General features: G+C 61.0%; 19 protein-coding genes and 1 pseudogene. 9 read left to right on the top strand and 11 right to left on the bottom strand.

Translation table 11 applies throughout. The annotated features are described in order from the left end of the window. Nucleotides 1-159: 159 nt before the first annotated feature. Entirely contained in the window at nucleotides 160-585 is a 426-nt protein-coding gene (locus L0U80_RS21300; protein WP_233869632.1) for an antirestriction protein, read from the bottom strand. 1 nt (nucleotide 586) lies between these two features. Continuing rightward, nucleotides 587-1,051, bottom strand: a complete 465-nt coding sequence (locus L0U80_RS21295) for a HigA family addiction module antitoxin (protein WP_233869628.1) — start codon at nucleotides 1,049-1,051, stop codon at nucleotides 587-589. Between L0U80_RS21295 and L0U80_RS21290 the strand changes: the two genes are divergently transcribed. From L0U80_RS21290 to L0U80_RS21280, 3 genes are all read left to right on the top strand, one after another. Continuing rightward, nucleotides 1,050-1,289: a hypothetical protein gene (locus L0U80_RS21290; RefSeq protein WP_233869625.1), complete on the top strand. Its 240-nt coding sequence runs from the start codon at nucleotides 1,050-1,052 to the stop codon at nucleotides 1,287-1,289. The genes L0U80_RS21295 and L0U80_RS21290 overlap by 2 nt on opposite strands. A 453-nt stretch (nucleotides 1,290-1,742) precedes the next feature. Then, nucleotides 1,743-2,057: a hypothetical protein gene (locus L0U80_RS21285; protein ID WP_233869622.1), complete on the top strand. Its 315-nt coding sequence runs from the start codon at nucleotides 1,743-1,745 to the stop codon at nucleotides 2,055-2,057. A gap of 89 nt (nucleotides 2,058-2,146) precedes the next feature. Further along, nucleotides 2,147-2,656 (top strand): hypothetical protein, encoded by a 510-nt coding sequence (locus L0U80_RS21280; protein ID WP_233869619.1) that lies wholly within the window; start codon nucleotides 2,147-2,149, stop codon nucleotides 2,654-2,656. Here L0U80_RS21280 and L0U80_RS21275 read toward each other — a convergent pair. Beyond that, complete coding sequence (locus L0U80_RS21275; protein WP_233869616.1) at nucleotides 2,644-3,234, bottom strand: hypothetical protein; 591 nt, start codon at nucleotides 3,232-3,234, stop codon at nucleotides 2,644-2,646. The genes L0U80_RS21280 and L0U80_RS21275 overlap by 13 nt on opposite strands. 427 nt (nucleotides 3,235-3,661) lie before the next feature. On the opposite strand from L0U80_RS21275, the gene L0U80_RS21270 reads away from it, so the two are divergent. From L0U80_RS21270 to L0U80_RS31830, 6 genes and pseudogenes are all read left to right on the top strand, one after another. Continuing rightward, nucleotides 3,662-6,160: a type VI secretion system Vgr family protein gene (locus L0U80_RS21270; RefSeq protein ID WP_233869613.1), complete on the top strand. Its 2,499-nt coding sequence runs from the start codon at nucleotides 3,662-3,664 to the stop codon at nucleotides 6,158-6,160. A 2-nt stretch (nucleotides 6,161-6,162) separates the two neighbouring features. Further along, a complete protein-coding gene (locus L0U80_RS21265; protein ID WP_233869610.1) occupies nucleotides 6,163-8,550 on the top strand; it encodes a M23 family metallopeptidase in 2,388 nt (795 codons plus the stop codon). Between the two features lie 62 nt (nucleotides 8,551-8,612). Continuing rightward, complete coding sequence (locus tag L0U80_RS21260; RefSeq protein WP_233869607.1) at nucleotides 8,613-9,158, top strand: XAC2610-related protein; 546 nt, start codon at nucleotides 8,613-8,615, stop codon at nucleotides 9,156-9,158. Between the two features lie 180 nt (nucleotides 9,159-9,338). Further along, entirely contained in the window at nucleotides 9,339-9,611 is a 273-nt protein-coding gene (locus tag L0U80_RS21255) for a PAAR domain-containing protein (RefSeq protein ID WP_308444877.1), read from the top strand. Between the two features lie 251 nt (nucleotides 9,612-9,862). After that, nucleotides 9,863-10,453, top strand: coding sequence for a zinc-ribbon domain-containing protein (locus tag L0U80_RS21250; protein WP_233869601.1), 591 nt, complete (start codon nucleotides 9,863-9,865; stop codon nucleotides 10,451-10,453). A 4-nt stretch (nucleotides 10,454-10,457) separates the two neighbouring features. After that, nucleotides 10,458-10,604, top strand: a pseudogene (locus tag L0U80_RS31830) (peptide transporter); the annotation flags it as partial. 91 nt (nucleotides 10,605-10,695) lie between these two features. On the opposite strand, the gene L0U80_RS21245 reads toward L0U80_RS31830, so the two are convergent. From L0U80_RS21245 to L0U80_RS21210, 8 genes are read right to left on the bottom strand one after another with little or no spacing between them, the layout of a single operon-like run. Beyond that, on the bottom strand, nucleotides 10,696-10,896 hold the full coding sequence (locus L0U80_RS21245) for a hypothetical protein (protein WP_233869584.1): 201 nt from the start codon (nucleotides 10,894-10,896) through the stop codon (nucleotides 10,696-10,698). 5 nt (nucleotides 10,897-10,901) lie between these two features. Further along, nucleotides 10,902-11,141 carry a hypothetical protein gene (locus L0U80_RS21240; RefSeq protein ID WP_233869581.1) on the bottom strand — a complete coding sequence of 80 codons (240 nt, stop codon included), beginning with the start codon at nucleotides 11,139-11,141 and terminating at the stop codon, nucleotides 10,902-10,904. A gap of 17 nt (nucleotides 11,142-11,158) precedes the next feature. Continuing rightward, nucleotides 11,159-11,989: a ParB/RepB/Spo0J family partition protein gene (locus tag L0U80_RS21235; protein WP_233869578.1), complete on the bottom strand. Its 831-nt coding sequence runs from the start codon at nucleotides 11,987-11,989 to the stop codon at nucleotides 11,159-11,161. 59 nt (nucleotides 11,990-12,048) lie between these two features. Further along, nucleotides 12,049-12,501, bottom strand: coding sequence for a hypothetical protein (locus L0U80_RS21230; RefSeq protein WP_233869575.1), 453 nt, complete (start codon nucleotides 12,499-12,501; stop codon nucleotides 12,049-12,051). After that, the gene (locus L0U80_RS21225) at nucleotides 12,476-12,940 is read right to left on the bottom strand and encodes a hypothetical protein (protein WP_233869572.1); all 465 of its coding nucleotides are present in this window, start codon (nucleotides 12,938-12,940) and stop codon (nucleotides 12,476-12,478) included. Before L0U80_RS21225 ends, L0U80_RS21230 begins: the two co-directional genes overlap by 26 nt. Continuing rightward, nucleotides 12,927-13,565 (bottom strand): hypothetical protein, encoded by a 639-nt coding sequence (locus tag L0U80_RS21220; RefSeq protein ID WP_233869569.1) that lies wholly within the window; start codon nucleotides 13,563-13,565, stop codon nucleotides 12,927-12,929. The genes L0U80_RS21225 and L0U80_RS21220 overlap by 14 nt, the downstream gene beginning before the upstream one ends. Beyond that, nucleotides 13,543-14,469: a hypothetical protein gene (locus tag L0U80_RS21215; protein ID WP_233869566.1), complete on the bottom strand. Its 927-nt coding sequence runs from the start codon at nucleotides 14,467-14,469 to the stop codon at nucleotides 13,543-13,545. The genes L0U80_RS21220 and L0U80_RS21215 overlap by 23 nt, the downstream gene beginning before the upstream one ends. Beyond that, a complete protein-coding gene (locus L0U80_RS21210; protein ID WP_233869563.1) occupies nucleotides 14,462-14,974 on the bottom strand; it encodes an HNH endonuclease in 513 nt (170 codons plus the stop codon). Before L0U80_RS21210 ends, L0U80_RS21215 begins: the two co-directional genes overlap by 8 nt. Between the last annotated feature and the right edge of the window lie 697 nt (nucleotides 14,975-15,671).

The following is a 15,671-nucleotide window of genomic DNA, read 5'->3' as shown; positions in this document are numbered from 1 at the left end:
TTCGCGCTCACGCAGGCGGACACAGGACAGCCCGCGCGGGAGGCGGGCTGTCCAGGCCGGAGGGTTCCTCTGGAGTCCAAAAGAACTGGCCCGCGCGGGGCGGGCCTGTGAAACGGGGTAGTGCAGTCAGTCGGGTATCAGTCCGGGTTCAGTCCGGGTTCAGTCGATGGCGCGCAGGATCAGCGAGGCTTCGGCGTGCCCGCAGGCGAACCTGCGCAGCGCGTGATAGAGCCCGGAGAGCGGTTCGGGGTCGCCCCCGCTGTCCGCCATGCGCCAGATGATCGCGTTGAGGACGAACAGCGTGACGATGATGCCGAAGGCGTCCCCGCTGACAACGCCGTCGAACTGGTTGCCAGTGACGCAGACCCGCAGGCGCTCCGGGGTTTGCGGTGCGAGATAGCCGCCGCCGTTCGACAGGCGCCAGAAAGTCCACGATCCGCCGGTATAGTCCTCCGAAAGCGCGCGGGCCGTTGCGTAGATCTGTGCTTCGCCGCGCATCATCCCGCGCGCGCCGAACAGCCCAGGCAGGAAGCGCAGCCGCGAGCGTTCGGGGACGCGCGTCGCCACAATGACCGGTGCGTCCATGTCAGACTCCCGCCGTGCGGCTGGCTGCTTCCGCCGTTTTCGCGTCGCTCACCTTCGCGCTACCCGCTTTCGCGTCAGCCGCCGAAAGCGGTCTGATTGCCGCGAGCTTGCCGCCGAGTTCCGCCTCCATCTGTTCGAGTTCGTAAGCCGCCTGGTAGCTCATCCAGGCCAGCGGATCGTCGCCCAGATAGCGTCCGAGACGCAGTGCCGTATCCGCCGTCAGCCGCCGCTGGCCCGAAATGATCGACTGGACGCGTCGCGGCGCGACGCCGAGGCCGCGTGAAAACACCTGTTCGGTCTGACCGCTCGCGGTGATCTTCCCGGCGAGCAGCACGCCCGGATGCGGACAGCGGGGGCGCACGCCGGACGGAGCGGGCGTCGCGACGGGAGCCGTCGCGGGCGCTGCAACCGGCTTCGCGGCGTCAGCCGGAGCCGGCGCGGCGGACTTCGCCGCCGTGACTTTCATGGCTGGTTTCGACGTTCCCGCTTTCGGGGCGGTCACCTTCGGCGCGGTGGCCTTCGGCGGCGTCGCTTTCGGCGTTGTTCTGGGCGCCGCTGGCGTCCTGCCGGACTTCGGCGCGGTCGCCGTTGTGCCCGATTTCACCGCCGCCGTAGCGGCCATCGTGCGGGTTCGGGGGGCCGTTTTGCGGGTCGCGGGCGTCTTTGAATTGACTGGCATCATGCATTCTTTTGATGGTGGTTGACAGGCGCTACGTCACCACTATGCGAGATGCCACCAGGCCCTACCAGAGGCACGTCGGCGGCACGGTGCCGCAGATATCGGGCAGGGCGCGCCGGACGCCCTGCTGATGCAGAAAGAGTCATCGATGACAGCGAAAGGTTAAAATTCGTCAGACGCCACCAGATGCATGGCATTTGGGGGTAGCATCGTCCGCGCCAGTCGTCCGTTCTGTGACTGGCATCTGCCGGAGACACCGGCAGCCAGGCGCTCAAACCTGGTCACGCAACACCCCGCATGCTCTCGCGAGCATGCGGCTATCTCTGCACGTCTGTTGCTTTCGTCAATGGGCGGGCCGTGGTAGGGAAACCTTCGGGTTTGCCGGGTTGGTGTTGCGCCGGATTTGAGCCCCTGTCATGTGCCCGCTCACCCTCGCGCGTGGGTCGGGTGTTTCGTTTTCCTGACGAGACGATGGACCATGCCAGAGACTTCCACCAGCACGCCCGGTATCACTTCCCCGCAAGACCGCATCGCCATTCTCGAAGACCTGGTTGCCTTCCATCGCGAGCGCGCCCGCCAGGGCTCACTCGGAATCCTCGGCATCCTGGCCGAAATTCGTGGCGCGATCGAGCATAGCGGTTCAGGTGACCTGCGCGCGCTTCTCGTTCACGCGAGTGCAGAGCTGACGGTGCTGGGCATCCAGCTTTCAGACGGCGATTTCATAACCGAAGAAACGCAAGCCGCGCTAAAGCGCTGGCCGTTCATCGCGCCACGTTCAGAGAGACTGTCATGAGCGCGGGTTTGCTTTCCGGGCTTGCTATCTGGTGCGTCGTCGCGCTGATTGTCGTCCTGTTCGTGCGCGGCTGCAGGCGCTAGACCGCCATGAAACGACCCATGCGCCGCAAGCCCCATACGGCCGCGCAACTCATGCCGTTGCGCCGGTCTGTCGTTGAGCATCTTTCCCTGCAACAGCATTGCGCCCTGGCAGCGTTCCGCGACGGCCGTGGCTCGCTGGATCAGATCAGCATACTCATGCGCGCTATCTATCTGCCATTCCTGATGAGTCGCGCCGGACACCGTCGCAAGGCCGATCCTGCGCCGTACCGCGCCGCCGAAGCCATGCTTTACCGCTGTCTCGTGCGCGGCCAGACGGGCCAGGAGTGGCGGCTTGAAGCCGGCGAAGCTGTCCATTTTGCGGCTCTGGTGGTGCGTTACGACACGAAGCTACAGGCGTGCCGCACCCACGTCTACGATGAAGCCGTGCTAGCCCTGATGCGCGCCGAATGGGCGAAGCGCTCGCCACTGGCTAACCGTGACGCGCCGCCCGAAGATTCGGCGTTTTTCGCGTTGCTTGTGGAGCGCACGCCATGTCGCGTACCTCATGCGACCTGAACGCGCGTTTCGTCGGCGACGATACCGGCCTCGCGTAACAGCGTGTCGATCCGTGCGAAGGCGGCGTCGAGTTCGCCCGCGCGCTGACGGGTTCCGGTCAGGACGGCGTCGAGGATCGCGGTATGTTCCGCGACCGTATTGCGGTGGACGCCGCAGCGCTGCGCGAGACTGACCGCCGTTTCGTGCGTGCGCGTCAGCAGGTTCGCGACCAGCGCCGTGCGCAGCCGCACGTTCGGCACGCATCCCGTCAGCAGTGGCCCGGTATGGACCACAACGAGATCAAGTGCATTGCGCCATTCGGGATTCGGATAGCGCCCCGAGCAGCATGGTGCGCGGCAGTTGCACACGATATCGCGCGGCGCATAGGCAACGACGAGCAGCGCGCGGGGAACAGGCGACAGGCGGTCAAGCTGGCGGCGGATGCGTCCAGCCTGTGCAGTCGCCGCGTCGCCGGACAGTGTCGCGGCAGAGGGCACGCCCTGATGCAGTACACCGAGGGAGGATGCGCCACCGCGCTCGACGGCATGACGCAACGCATCGCGCAGCGCCGCAGCGGTGCCCGCGTAACAGTCGCGCATGGTGAGGCAATCCGGGAGTCGTCCAGAAACGACGAAGCCCGCTTTACGCGGGCTCCGGGCGTCAGGGACACCATTAAAGCGTCCTGATTAACGGCCATATTAGGCATTTTTTGCTGTTTGTCAATTCTTGAGGTGTTTCTGCGTATCGCTGGGAGTTCTGACTTTTCCTGAAACTTTCCCGATTGCCGTGTTGATGCCGTTCATGAAACATTGAGCAGCTAATAGGTGCGGATGCGGTTGGGCACTGCGTAACAGGTCGGGCGGAGCCCTCCTTTCAGGACCTCAACGGCTCCGATACGACTGGACCATCACCGCGCCGGAAGAGCCGGTATCGGTGAATGTGCGCTGGAATTCGCGGCTCCGCGCACCCGCACGTGCGATTTACTGAACCGCCATACCGCTTTTATTTCCCTGCATGGAGTCTGCGATGTCATGGTTTGAGCAGTCCCGCATTCTGGAATTATCGGGCGCAGCGCTGCCCACCTGGCGTGAGATGCCGCTCTTTACGGTGTCGCGTGTCTCGGGCAAGGAAAAGCTCGGCCACCTGTATGACTATACGGTCGAAGTGGCGACGCACGAAGACATGATGCTCGGCGTGCGCGAAGCGCAGTCACTGGTCGACGTCGACCAGCTCGTGGGCAAGGAAGTCACCGTGAGCATCGCCATCGAAGGGCGCGGTGACGGCTTTATCGGTATCGCAAACGTTGGCGCCGGTACGCGTACCATCACGGGACTGATTGTCTCGGCGCGCTGTGTCGGGGCAGACGACCGGCGCGCGTTTTACCAGTTCCGTATCCGCCCCTGGCTCTGGCTAGCGAGCCTGAAGATCGATTCACGCATCGACCAGGATAAGACGGTGATCCAGATCACCGATGCGATACTGGAAAAATACCCCTACCCGTATGAGAAGCGCCTGAACGGTCCAGGCTTCAGGCGCGGCTATCCGGCGCGCGACTACCAGCGTCAGGCATGGGAATCGGATTTTGACTATTTGCGCAGGCTATGGCAGGAGTGGGGCATTTCGTTTTTTTACGAGGACAGCACGCTGGTGCTGGTCGATTCGGTCGGTGGCTACAAAAAGCATGGCCCCGCCTATGCCACGCTGCGCTACCTCGCGCCCGAGGGCCAGCGCATCGACGAGGAACATGTCTCGCAGTTCGAGATCGCCCGTACACTGACGACGGGCAAGGTGAGTGTCACCGACTACGACTACACGCGCTCACGCGCGGATCTTGCGGCAAAGGACCAGGACTTCCAGCAGCGCGCGTTCGACAATTACGAGGAATACGCATGGGGCGACTACTCGCAGCCGCTCGCGGGGGCGATGGGCATCGAGGGCGACCCCAACGAAGCGTGGTTTGAAGGCGAGCACCTCGCGTGTGTGCGGCTCGAAGCGCACCGTGCGAAGAGCCTGCGCGGCAAGGGTAAAGGCAACCTGCGCGGTCTCATGACCGGGCACATCTTCCAGCTCGAGGGCTACCCGCAGAAGCTGGGTAATGCCGGGTATCTGGTCGTCTCCACACACATTGATATCCGCAACAACGACACCTCGAGCCAGGCGCCGGGCGCGACCTCACTCTATAGCTGCGAGACACGCTTCACCGTCCAGCCCGCCAACACCCCATTCAGGACGCCACAGAAGGCGAAGAAGCCGCGCCTGCACAGTGAAATCGCCGTCGTCACGGGCTATGACAATTCCCCCGTGTGGACAGACCGGCTCGGCCGCACCCGCCTGCAGTTCATCTGGGACCGGCAGGGCCAGATGGACCAGAATTCGAGCTGCTGGATCCGGGCCGTGTCGCCCTGGCAGGGGGAGAACTACGGCGCGATCTATATCCCGAGGCCTGGGCAGGAAGTGGTAGTGGGCTACTACCATGGGGACCCGGACAAGCCCTATATCGCAGGGCGCCATGTCAACCAGTTCAACACGCCACCGTGGGTGCTGCCGCATAACGATGCGCTCTCGGGCTGGAGGAGCCAGTCGCTCGAGGGCCAGGGTTCGAACACGGTGGTCACCGACGATACACCGGGCAAGCTCCAGGTGCAGGTGTCGAGCGACCAGGCGCAATCAAGACTGGTGCTCGGCAGTAACACGCACATCGATGGCAACCAGGGACGAGCGCAGGCGCGCGGTGAAGGCTTTGAACTGGCCACCGAAGCGCATGGTGTGGCACGCGCCAACTGGGGCATGCTTATCACCACTGAATCGCGCTCAGGCGCCACGCAGCCGGTGAAGGACATGGGCGAGACGGTGCAGCGCCTGACGCAGGCGCGCGAACTGCATGAGGACCTGTCGCAACTGGCCGTGAAGCACAATGCCCAGACTGCCGTGGCGAGCCAGCACGACGCCACGCAGACCATCAAGGCGCAGAACACGGCCATCAAGGGTGGCGCGGCCTCGTCAAACAATCCGTCGCCGGAAATGATGCGGCCCGATCTCGTGCTGGCGAGCGCGGCGGGCATTGCCACAACCGCGACCGACAGCACGCACCAGGCGAGCATTAACGATCACGCGGTGACGGCGGGGCGCGACTACAGCGGCTCGGCGGGGCGTCACTACCACCTCTCGGCGCGCGGTGCGGTCTCGCTGTTTGCGTACCAGGACGGCATGAGGTTCCATGCCGCGAAGGGCAGGGTCCAGATCCAGGCGCAGAGCGATGAAATGGCGCTGGCAGCGCTCAAGGACCTCACCATCAGCAGCACGGACGGGAAGATCGTTATCACCGCCGCGAAGGAGGTCTGGATCGGCGCAGGTGGCTCCTACATCCAGATCAACGGCAGCGGGATCATCAACGGCTCACCGGGGCCGATTCTCGAAAAAACGCCGTCGTGGAGCAAGCAGGGAGCCGATACGCAGCGCCCCCCACTTCCGGCCATGCCGCAAGGCGATCTGAAAACAACGAACCTCTATCCTCAATCGCGCTGACCATGATTATCAGTCCACCCTTCCTGCCGCAGTCCGGCCTCACAGGTGTCGCGACCGATACCGATCCCATGATGACCGCCGTTGAGAGCTATGAGTCGGCTAATCACGGTGTTTTCCCAGTGACGTTTGATCGCCGCTGGCACGGCGGCATCCATCTTGTGCCCGCAACGGATAATGAACCCGTGCGGGCGATTGCCGACGGGGAAGTCGTTGCCTACCGCATTAGCCGGAACCCGATTTCGGACGGACATATCAGCAACGACGGGCATCCGGTCCTGAACACCAATACCGGCTTCGTGCTGCTGCGCCACCAGACCGATACGGGAGACGGGCGCTCCCTCACGTACTACTCGCTCTACATGCACCTGCTGGACCTGAGTGCCCAGCAATCCGTCGCTGTCCCGCAGCCCGCCACGCCGCCCCAGAACAGTTCACCCATTGCACTGGCGGCGTGGCTGCTCGAAGCAGGCGACGAAGTCAAGCCGGGCCGCAACAGGAAGGTGTATCGCAAGGACATTCTCGGCTATCGGGGGCAGTCGCAGGGTCTGTGGCATCTGCACTTTGAAATCTTCACGACCAACGATGATTTCAACAGGTGGTTCGAATCGTCCACTTTTCCGGTCCAGCTTGGCGTGAAGAACCCGGTTCAGCCCACGTCCAAAGACTGGTGGGGGCACGCGTATTACATGATCCCGGCCACAGTCAATCTGGTAGCCCGGCCTGGCACATCGTATGACAATTCGTGGCTTCCTGCGCTGAGCACAGGGAGATTACCCAACGACAACAGCAAGCTGTACGTGGAGGCGTATTTCCACCAGGGCCAGCGCTACATGAATGCGTGGCTGGACGAGAACGGCGACGGCAACTGCGTCCCGCTGACGACAAGACCTGTAATCGATCCGTCGCGCAACGCACAGAACGGCCAGCCGTACAAAAACTACGAATACGAACTTTACAAACGCGCGATGGCGGCGTATCCGGCGTGCCCGAGTGACGGCTACGAACTGCTGCGTTTTGGGCGCATCCTGTCGGACAATCCCACGCTCACCTCCGTCCAGGACAAGGCAACCTGGGTAGCGGTGCCGGTTGATGCGAGTGGCACGCTGAGCTATGTCGATATCAACCAGACATCCGTGATCAAGCTCTCCGACGCGGACTTCCCGGCCGTCATGGGCTGGCGGAAGATCGACAGTGAAAATGCGCCCATCGGCAGTGACGGGCTGTTCAGCTATACCAAGCTGCACCGGCTAGTCGGTGATACGGCGGCCAACGAGTACCCGGTCTCGCTTGACGATCCGAGCTTCAGCCTGAACGACCAGATGGCTTACTACGTCCAGCGCAACGACAGTGTTCGTGCTGCCCTGGGCAAATTCGTGTGTCACACGGTAAGCGAGTGGGACCCGGACAACAACAAGGAGCGCTACAAGGACCTGAACGCCGCGGACGGCTATTTTGGCAAGAGAAAGGACACCGACCCGGACGGGTATAAACGGTTCGTCGTTTTTCTGCGGAATCTCCAGTTCATGGACCAGATTCCTTCCACGGACCAGATTCCTTCGCTGTCGGGTGGACAGACATTCTGGTTCTTCCATCCGCTCGCGTTCATCCGGCATTTCAGGAAGTGTGGATGGCTAACCAGTGTGGAGCTTGCAAGGGCGATTCCTCGACAGGTGATCGAGCAAACGACAGATCATTCCCATCAAACGGTCTATCCTACTTCCGAGTTGAAGTGGAGTGTGGCGCTGTCTAGGAGTCAGCGTTTCATAAATCCGTTGAACTTGGCTTGGAGAAAATACTGCATATCAACCAATGGATTGAGATTGTCCTATTTCCTTGGAAATGCAATCCAAGAATCGACGTATCTAAGTAGAACTGCAGAGGGCAACGGTGCGCATACGACTTATGCTCCTTGGTATGGGCGAGGCGTTATACAGTTGACTTTTGAGGAAAATTACAGGCGCTATGGCGATTTTAAAGGTTGGAATGCCTCGCCCGTGAGTTATAGGGATTCGTTAGAGACGGATTTGTTTAGGGCGTGTGACTCCGCCGGATTTTATTGGGTATCTTGCTCAAAGCCGACTGGCCTTGAGCATAATATCAATGCCGAGGGAGATGAATATCCAATATTTCGACAAATAAATCTTGCTAATATATGTACCGACTACAGTTATCATCCACATCATAGCTGCCAAGTTGGTTTGTCCACGATGGATTTTCGGAGTTGCCATCAATTTGAAAGGGCGGCGCGAGCGGTTAATAATGGCAACCCAGATAGTACGCACGTAATGAACGGTCTGGTTCCTCGGACAAATGTTTTCCTTTCCGCAATGGCTGTCATGTCGGATCAGATAATTGACTACATGGATGCATATAAGCAGAAACCTGATTGATGCCAAAGGCTGCATGCTGAAAAGCGTGGATACAAATAAATCAATATAGGTGCTTTAATTTCATGAAAAAATTAATAATTGTCTTGGTCGCCATATTTCTCGCTCACGTAAATAAGGGTATGTGTGATGACGGGCGGAGGGGGCCGGATATTTCCGTCAAAGGTCATGATCTGGAAATCAAAACTCCGGCTGGGAGAGATCAGGTAATTTCATTCGATCACGATATATCTTATTTTGATGTTATTCTGGAAAATCTTACATTTGGAAGATATATTGACATTAAAGTCATGGACTCCGAAGGCTCTTCGCAGAAATTCTATAAGGTCTACTTATATAATCATGTGGATGGCATATATATTTACAGTAAGGAGTTAAGTGATATCCCTTGTCTGCAAGCTGACCACAAACGAAAGGAGCTGGTTGGTGCGTGCTTCCATGAAAGCGCATGTGAAAACTGGACGGAGCGATATAAAATAACCAAACTTGGGAAGTTGTCTCTTGTAGAGCGCGCGGGCACGTACTGCGATCCCACTGGGCAAGCCTACGCCTATACAGATAAGTTTAAGAATGGTAAGAGAATATCTTCCACTATCAAGCCGACTCAATAATTTTATTTAATTGAAGAATTTCGAATTAATGTAGGATTATTCTGGATCGATTTAATTCAGTTTGGGTATGTTGTTGACAAGAGTTCAAACGTGATTTTCGCGTCTGAAAGATGGAGGCTACGACGACAATTCATTCGCTCGTAAGCGTAATGTAATTGAATGAATTGATGGGGGAATAATGTGAGCAAGGCTCTGATATGTAACGGCGATTCAACGACGACGGGCGGGCACGTGATCGCAATGGTATCCACGATGTTCGATGGCGAGCGGCGCGTCGCGCTGGACCGCGAGATGGCGACGTGTGGCAACTGTCCGGGTGAGTACCCGATAGAAGCGACCGGGACCAACATGGACGAGGACGGTCGCGCGAGCGTGCTCGACGGTGACCGGGTGCTGTGCCCGTGTGGCAGGAATCACGTCAAGGCGAGTCCCGGCGCGGGTTGTTCGGCCTGATGGGGGATGGCCTGGGCGTGACGGTTCAGAAAGGCAGGCAGGGCGTGCGACTGTCCATCGGGGACATGCACGCGATGGCGCAGGCGCGCGGTGGACAGTGCCTGTCTACCGAATATCGCAACACAGCGACAAAGCTGCGCTGGCAGTGTGCCGAAGGTCACATATGGGAGGCCGCGCCTGCGAGCCTTCGAACCAGCGGCTCGTGGTGTCCGCAGTGCGCCTTCGAAAGGCTGCGGCTGAAGATCGGGGACATGCAGGCCACCGCCCGCGAGCGCGGTGGCGAGTGCCTGTCCGAACGCTACGTCAACAACGAAACGAAACTGCGCTGGCGCTGTGCAAAGGGCCACGAATGGGACGCCAAGCCGATGCATATCCGCCTCGGAAAGTGGTGCCCGGCCTGTTCGCTGGACTGGCACAAGATCACGATGGCGCAGATTCTCTCGATGGCGCAGGCTCGTGGCGGGGAGTGCCTGTCGGCGCACTACGATAACGACGGCAGCAAGCTGCGCTGGCGCTGTGCAAGTGGTCATGAGTGGATGCAGACACCGTCGAAGGTCAAACGCGGGGCGTGGTGCCGGGAATGCGTGCGGCCGTCCCGAACGATTGACGACATGCAGGCCATTGCGCACAGGCGTGGCGGAGAGTGCCTGTCCGGGCGTTACATCAACAGCGCGACAAAACTGCGCTGGCGCTGCGCAAGGGGTCACGAGTGGGAGGCCATTCCTGCCAGCGTGATAAAGGGGACCTGGTGCCCGCAGTGCGCGATTCTCGACCGGATCAGGGCCAGGAATGGCTGGAAACGCGGTCGGTACGAGGCGACGGGCAAGCTGGCCGGCGGCTGATCAGGGCGAGGCTATCGGCGTGAACGGTTCGGTACCGCCGCGCCTCGGAGCGTATAGCTACGACGTATTTGCAGGCACGCCGATTTATGCGCCGTCGGGCTTTCCTGCGTCGAGCGTTATGCTCGGTTTCCAGGTCACGGCACAGTTCTAACGTAAGTCACCGCAAAAGCAGCCGACTGGCGGCTAACAGACCTGGGCGGGACCGTGAATGACATAAGGCGCGAGCGCGACGGATATCGTGATCAGCCGACGCGAAAGACTTCCTCGAACACCAGCGCGAGTTCTTCGCCCCTGCACAGGCACCGCCCGTACCAGGCTTCTGCACGGCGCGCACAGTCCGCCGCACTCGATGCCCATGGCGCACCCCGCCGCAGCGCTTCCGCGTAGACCTGGTCACCAAGCGTCGGGCACAGCACCAGTTCACCGGATACTGCATCGCGCATGATCCTCACGGTGTTTCTCCCTCGTGCTGTTCGCCCGGGACGAACGCCGGATCGGTGCGCGTGCTGCCGACCAGCGCGACATGCGCGAGCCGTTCGATGGAGCGCAAAGAGTCGTGCCGCAGGGGCGATCCGGCAATGATCGCAATCAGGTCGAGCGCTTCGCGGGCAAGCGCCAGATTGTGCAGCGCCAGGTCGCGCGCATCTTCGGCCTGGCGTACACGCTGCTCGCGGTGACGTGCGTTCATGGTTGCCTTATAGACGGTTATTGGCGTGCCGCCGTCTTGCCAGTCAGACGGCTGCCGAGTTGCCGGATCGCCTCCCCGATCTGCGCAATCAGGTCGCGCTCCTCGTCGCTGAACACCGTGCGCGCACGCATCGCCACCAGCAGCAGACGCGCATAGGTGCAGAACAGCGGGACGCCGCGCTCGTCCGTTTCCTTGCCCGATACTGCTGCCGTTCGCGCGGGTCCGGCTGGCGTGCGTTTCTGGTGAGGCGCCTGCGGGCCCTCCTGCGCCGCTGCGCGCGGGGCAACGTGTCTCGCGCTCGACCGGCTTGCCGAAGCGCCATGCGCGACCGCCTGAGCCGCCTGGGGTAGCGTGATTTCACCGTGCGCAACTTTTTTCGCGAGAGCAGGATTGGCCTTCGCGACCTTGTCAGCCAGGCGCTGTGTTCGTTCGGATGCGCCAGATTGTGCGGCTCGTGCTCCTACGGTGAGCAAACCGGATGTGTTGCCGGTTTGCTCTTTTCGTCCATGCTGGTTACTGCCGTCCCCCCCGCGCGCATGCGCCTTTTGCCAGTCCGTCGCCGCCGCCACAATCGCGGCCTGCTGGCCTGCCGACAGGTGGCGGCGGTGCAGGTTTGCGGACAGCACGAACGCGAGCGCGTCGCCGTCGCCAAACGGCACCGTCCGGGGTTCGACGCCTGCCTCGATACACGCGCGGTAGCGGTTGCCGCCGTCGAGTATCCGCCCGTCGAGCGTCACGATAGGCTCGCGCAAGCCGTGCGCGCGGATGTCCGCGCACAGTTCGTCGAACCGGTCGCCCTGGAGAACCGGGAAGAGCGCACAGAGCGGGTGAAGTTCCAGCCTGTCCATGAATACATCTCCTTGCTGAAAGATGAACGTACAAGCGGGCGTTCATAAGTGAAATGTGGTCAGATTTCCCCGAACGGCAGTGCAAGCTGTTGCGCGCTCAGCGGCTCGACCTCGGTTTCGGCGCGCGGACTTGCGCGGTCGATGCCCTTGCGGACATGCTTTTCAGAAATCTGGCGATCGTTGCGGTAAATGCCCGCCTGCACCAGTTCGCGCACCCTGCCGCGAGTGGTTTTCACCCACGTCCAGCGGTCCTGGAGCACATCGAGAATCAGTGATTCATCGAGGTCCGGCCGCGCGCTCGCGTAGAACACCGTCATGCGCACGCAGACCGGCCCGGTGAACCGCTGGCGGCATGCCACCGGAATCTGGGGCAGCGCCGCCGCTTCATACGCGCGTGCCGCCGCTGACCTGATCGACATGGGCCGGGTATGAAGCTGGTCCGCCTCGTCGCGGTACCGGCGCACGACCAGCTCGCGCCGGTTGGCTTTACTGAACGGCTGGCCGAGAATCACGAACCGCACGGCGGGACGTTCCGCGTGTTCCGCACGCGGCTGGAGCAGCACGGCAACGGACGCGTTCACGTCCGCTCTCCGGTGCGCGCGGCGCGTGCCGCTCCAGCGAGGCGCGGCGAAACGCTTCAATGGCGGCGAACGGCTCGGGCAGGTCGCGGCAGGCGTCGCCCGTGAGCCACAGGAGATAGGCAGCGACGCCGTCGAGTCCGCGCCCGCGCCGGGCCTCGCGCATCGAGGCGTAGACGGCGCCGGGTCCCGGTGCGATGTGCTGCTCCGCGAGCCGCAGCGCGTGACGGAAGATGCGCCCGTGCAGGTCGTGGCTGAAATCGGCGGCGTCCAGGTGCGCCAAGCTGGAGCGTGCCAGCGGAAAGCCTTCCATCAGGGCGCGCAGGACAAGCTGTTCGCCGCGCGTGCAGTCGTCGTTTTCAAACGCAATCATGAGATGACTCCGGTTCGTTGAGCGGTTCGTCGTCCTCGCCCGGTTCGCGCGAAGGCAGCGCTTCGCCGCGCGTATGCAGGGCGGCATCGAAAACCGCGCGATACGTTGCGCGCAATTCCGGCGGGCTGTTTGCATAGAAGCTGCGACCGGCTGGCGACACCATCGCGTCGATGGAGATACGGCGCGTCTCATGGGGCAGTGGCACACCGTTCCTGGCGCAACCGCGCAGCATCATGTCGAACGCCCATTGCGCCGAGGGCTTGCGGTTCCTGATCGAATCAATGACTTCGTGAATCCGTTTCACATTCGCGTCGACCACTTCGGGGGTGGCGCGCGGCAGTGGCAGCCGCAGATGCGGCGGCGTCATTCCGGCATCCTGGATTCGTGCGGTACGGCACAGCTCAAGGAATTCCGGCAGCATGGGCGGGTGCGTCACGCCCGCGAGCGCTTCGATGCCGACGCGCAGCGCTTCGGGCGACAGACCGCTCAGGCGAAACGTCCACGAGCGTTTCAGGTCTTCGCTGTCCACGTCGCGCCACATCGCGAGGAATCGCGAGCCGTAGAGCGTCAGCATGTGGCGGAACAGCCATTCGCCGCGCGTTTCAGTGTCGCCGGTCGGGAACACGGCATACGTCCTCGGGCGCAAGATCGATCACATCGGGCGGCGGTCCCCATGGATCGCGTCCGGTCAGCACCGTGACCATCGCCCGGTCGCGGTCTTCGCGCAGCTCGCGCGGTGACGGCCCGAACGGGGGACCGTGGGCGCGCGTTTCGCGCTCTAGGTCCCCCAGGCACCAGTTGCGCCAGGTGGCAAACCAGTCGCATTTGCGCGCCTTTGCGCCAGGCGCACCGTGCCAGTGGTTGGCGAAACGCTCTGCAGTCCTGCGCACCATCGAAGGCGAAAACTCGCATTCGTGCATCGCCCATACCGCCCATTCGTCGGGCAACGTCCAGCCCGCAGGCAGGCGGGTGCCGCGCGAATCGCCTTTTTCGCGCGGTTTGCGTTTCGAACTTCGCGACGCGCTCCCCTCTCCAGCAATCAGAGAATCAGTCAATCCAGCAATCAGACAATCAGAGATACAAGGGCCAAGTGCTTGCTCTTTTGGTGCCAAGTCCTTATCACCAAAATCCGAAGCACTTATGACTTTGGTACCAAGTCCTTCGTCCAATAGTCGAAGTTCTTCGTGTTCCTGTCCGTCCGGCCCGGGCGGCGGTGGAATCCTGCTTTCGGGCTCGTTGCCGTGCGGCTTCTGGTGCTTCGAGAAGTTCACGACCTGGATAAAACGTCGTCCATCAACGGCGTAGCGCACGATGAATCCGGTGTTGTGTAGATCGCGCAGCAGGGCAGTGACGTCGGCCTCGTCGTAGGGCAGCGCTCTCGCCTTGATCCGCGCCGGCCGGTCTTCGAGCCGTCCTTCGCGGTCGGCCAGCATCCACAGATAAATCCACAGCAGCCGGTGCAGCGGCGGCAGCGCGGCAAGCGCTTCGTTTTCCATCGTGCCCGGCTTGATGTTGCGTGCCCTAGCCATTTTCAGCCTCCACAGAAAGCATCGGTTCACGGCTGGGAAATAGCTGGGCGAGATGTTGGGTGAGAATCCGCCTTGATTCCGGGGTCGGGATGATCTCGGGCAATCGCGCGAGAATCGCCGAATAGAAGGCAAGGATCACTTCGGTCCATTGCCCGGACGTGAGTTTTGCAGTCTGCGTATAGAAGCATGCGCAACACACTTCCCTTAACAATGCGAAGTGTGTTGCGTTCATTCCTGCGGCTCGCGCTAGCGAGCAGAGGCGTTCATCGCCGGTAGGCATTCCGCCATGGATCGCTTCATGGCACGACTCGCACAGCGTGACAAGCAGCCAGGGAGGATAGGCCCATGGAGGAACGTCGCGAAGGTAGCGAACGTGATGCACGTTGAGCGTCGATGCGTCATCGCCGCACTCGACGCACGTGAAGTTATCGCGCCGCATGATTTCGAGGCGAACGCGCTGCCAGCGTGGGTCTTTGTACTGCCGTGCGTACTCGCTGCCATCCATGGCGCTCTCCCTTGATGTGTGCCTGCAAGGACCGCAGAAATGGCGAGCGGCGCGGTCGTGATGGCGAGGCCATGACGCGCTCAATCGGTCGGTGAGGCGGGGAATTAGAACGTTAGAACGGATACGGCTAATTTTCAAATGGATTGAAAGCCGGAAAATATATATTGAGTACCGCTCGGCAGACCCAATGACACTCTATATATATTTCTAAAATCAACGCGAAGTACGTGCCAGGTGGCGCGAATACTGGCGAAGCGGTAAATGTCGCATTTCTATGCGTATAAAACTGATTGAATCTGGTGCCCCGCGCAAAGGCGTCGATATCAGGGTAAATCCCAGGGGAAAAGTGGATGCGCCGAATTTTCTGTAACCGTTTAGGGTGGGAAGTTCTGCGTCGCACAACAGAAGCGCTTGCGGCTGTAAGCTACGGGTGAATCAGGTCCCGCGGCGGAAAACCTGCAATCTGGTGGTGAATCTGTCTCGTCCCATGCTGCCTGGACAAGGTCTTGTCGATACCCTGCAAAAACCCGGATTGGATAATTACAGCCTGCCGGATGGTGCGTTGCGCCAATTTGTCTGCCCCGAAAAAAAGAGGTTGATTCGCGTAATTCACGGCCTATTATCCGTTCTCGTTCGACGCATAAAACTGACATCGTTGCAGGGGAAATGACCGGTAATGCGTTTTCTGCAGTGCGTT

Origin of the sequence: Paraburkholderia adhaesiva, assembly GCF_021390575.1 — a bacterium.
In the GTDB taxonomy this organism is placed as follows: Bacteria; Pseudomonadota; Gammaproteobacteria; order Burkholderiales; family Burkholderiaceae; genus Paraburkholderia; species Paraburkholderia adhaesiva.
The sequence above is the reverse complement of the archived record's forward strand: the minus strand, read 5'-3'. Positions and strand labels throughout refer to the sequence as shown.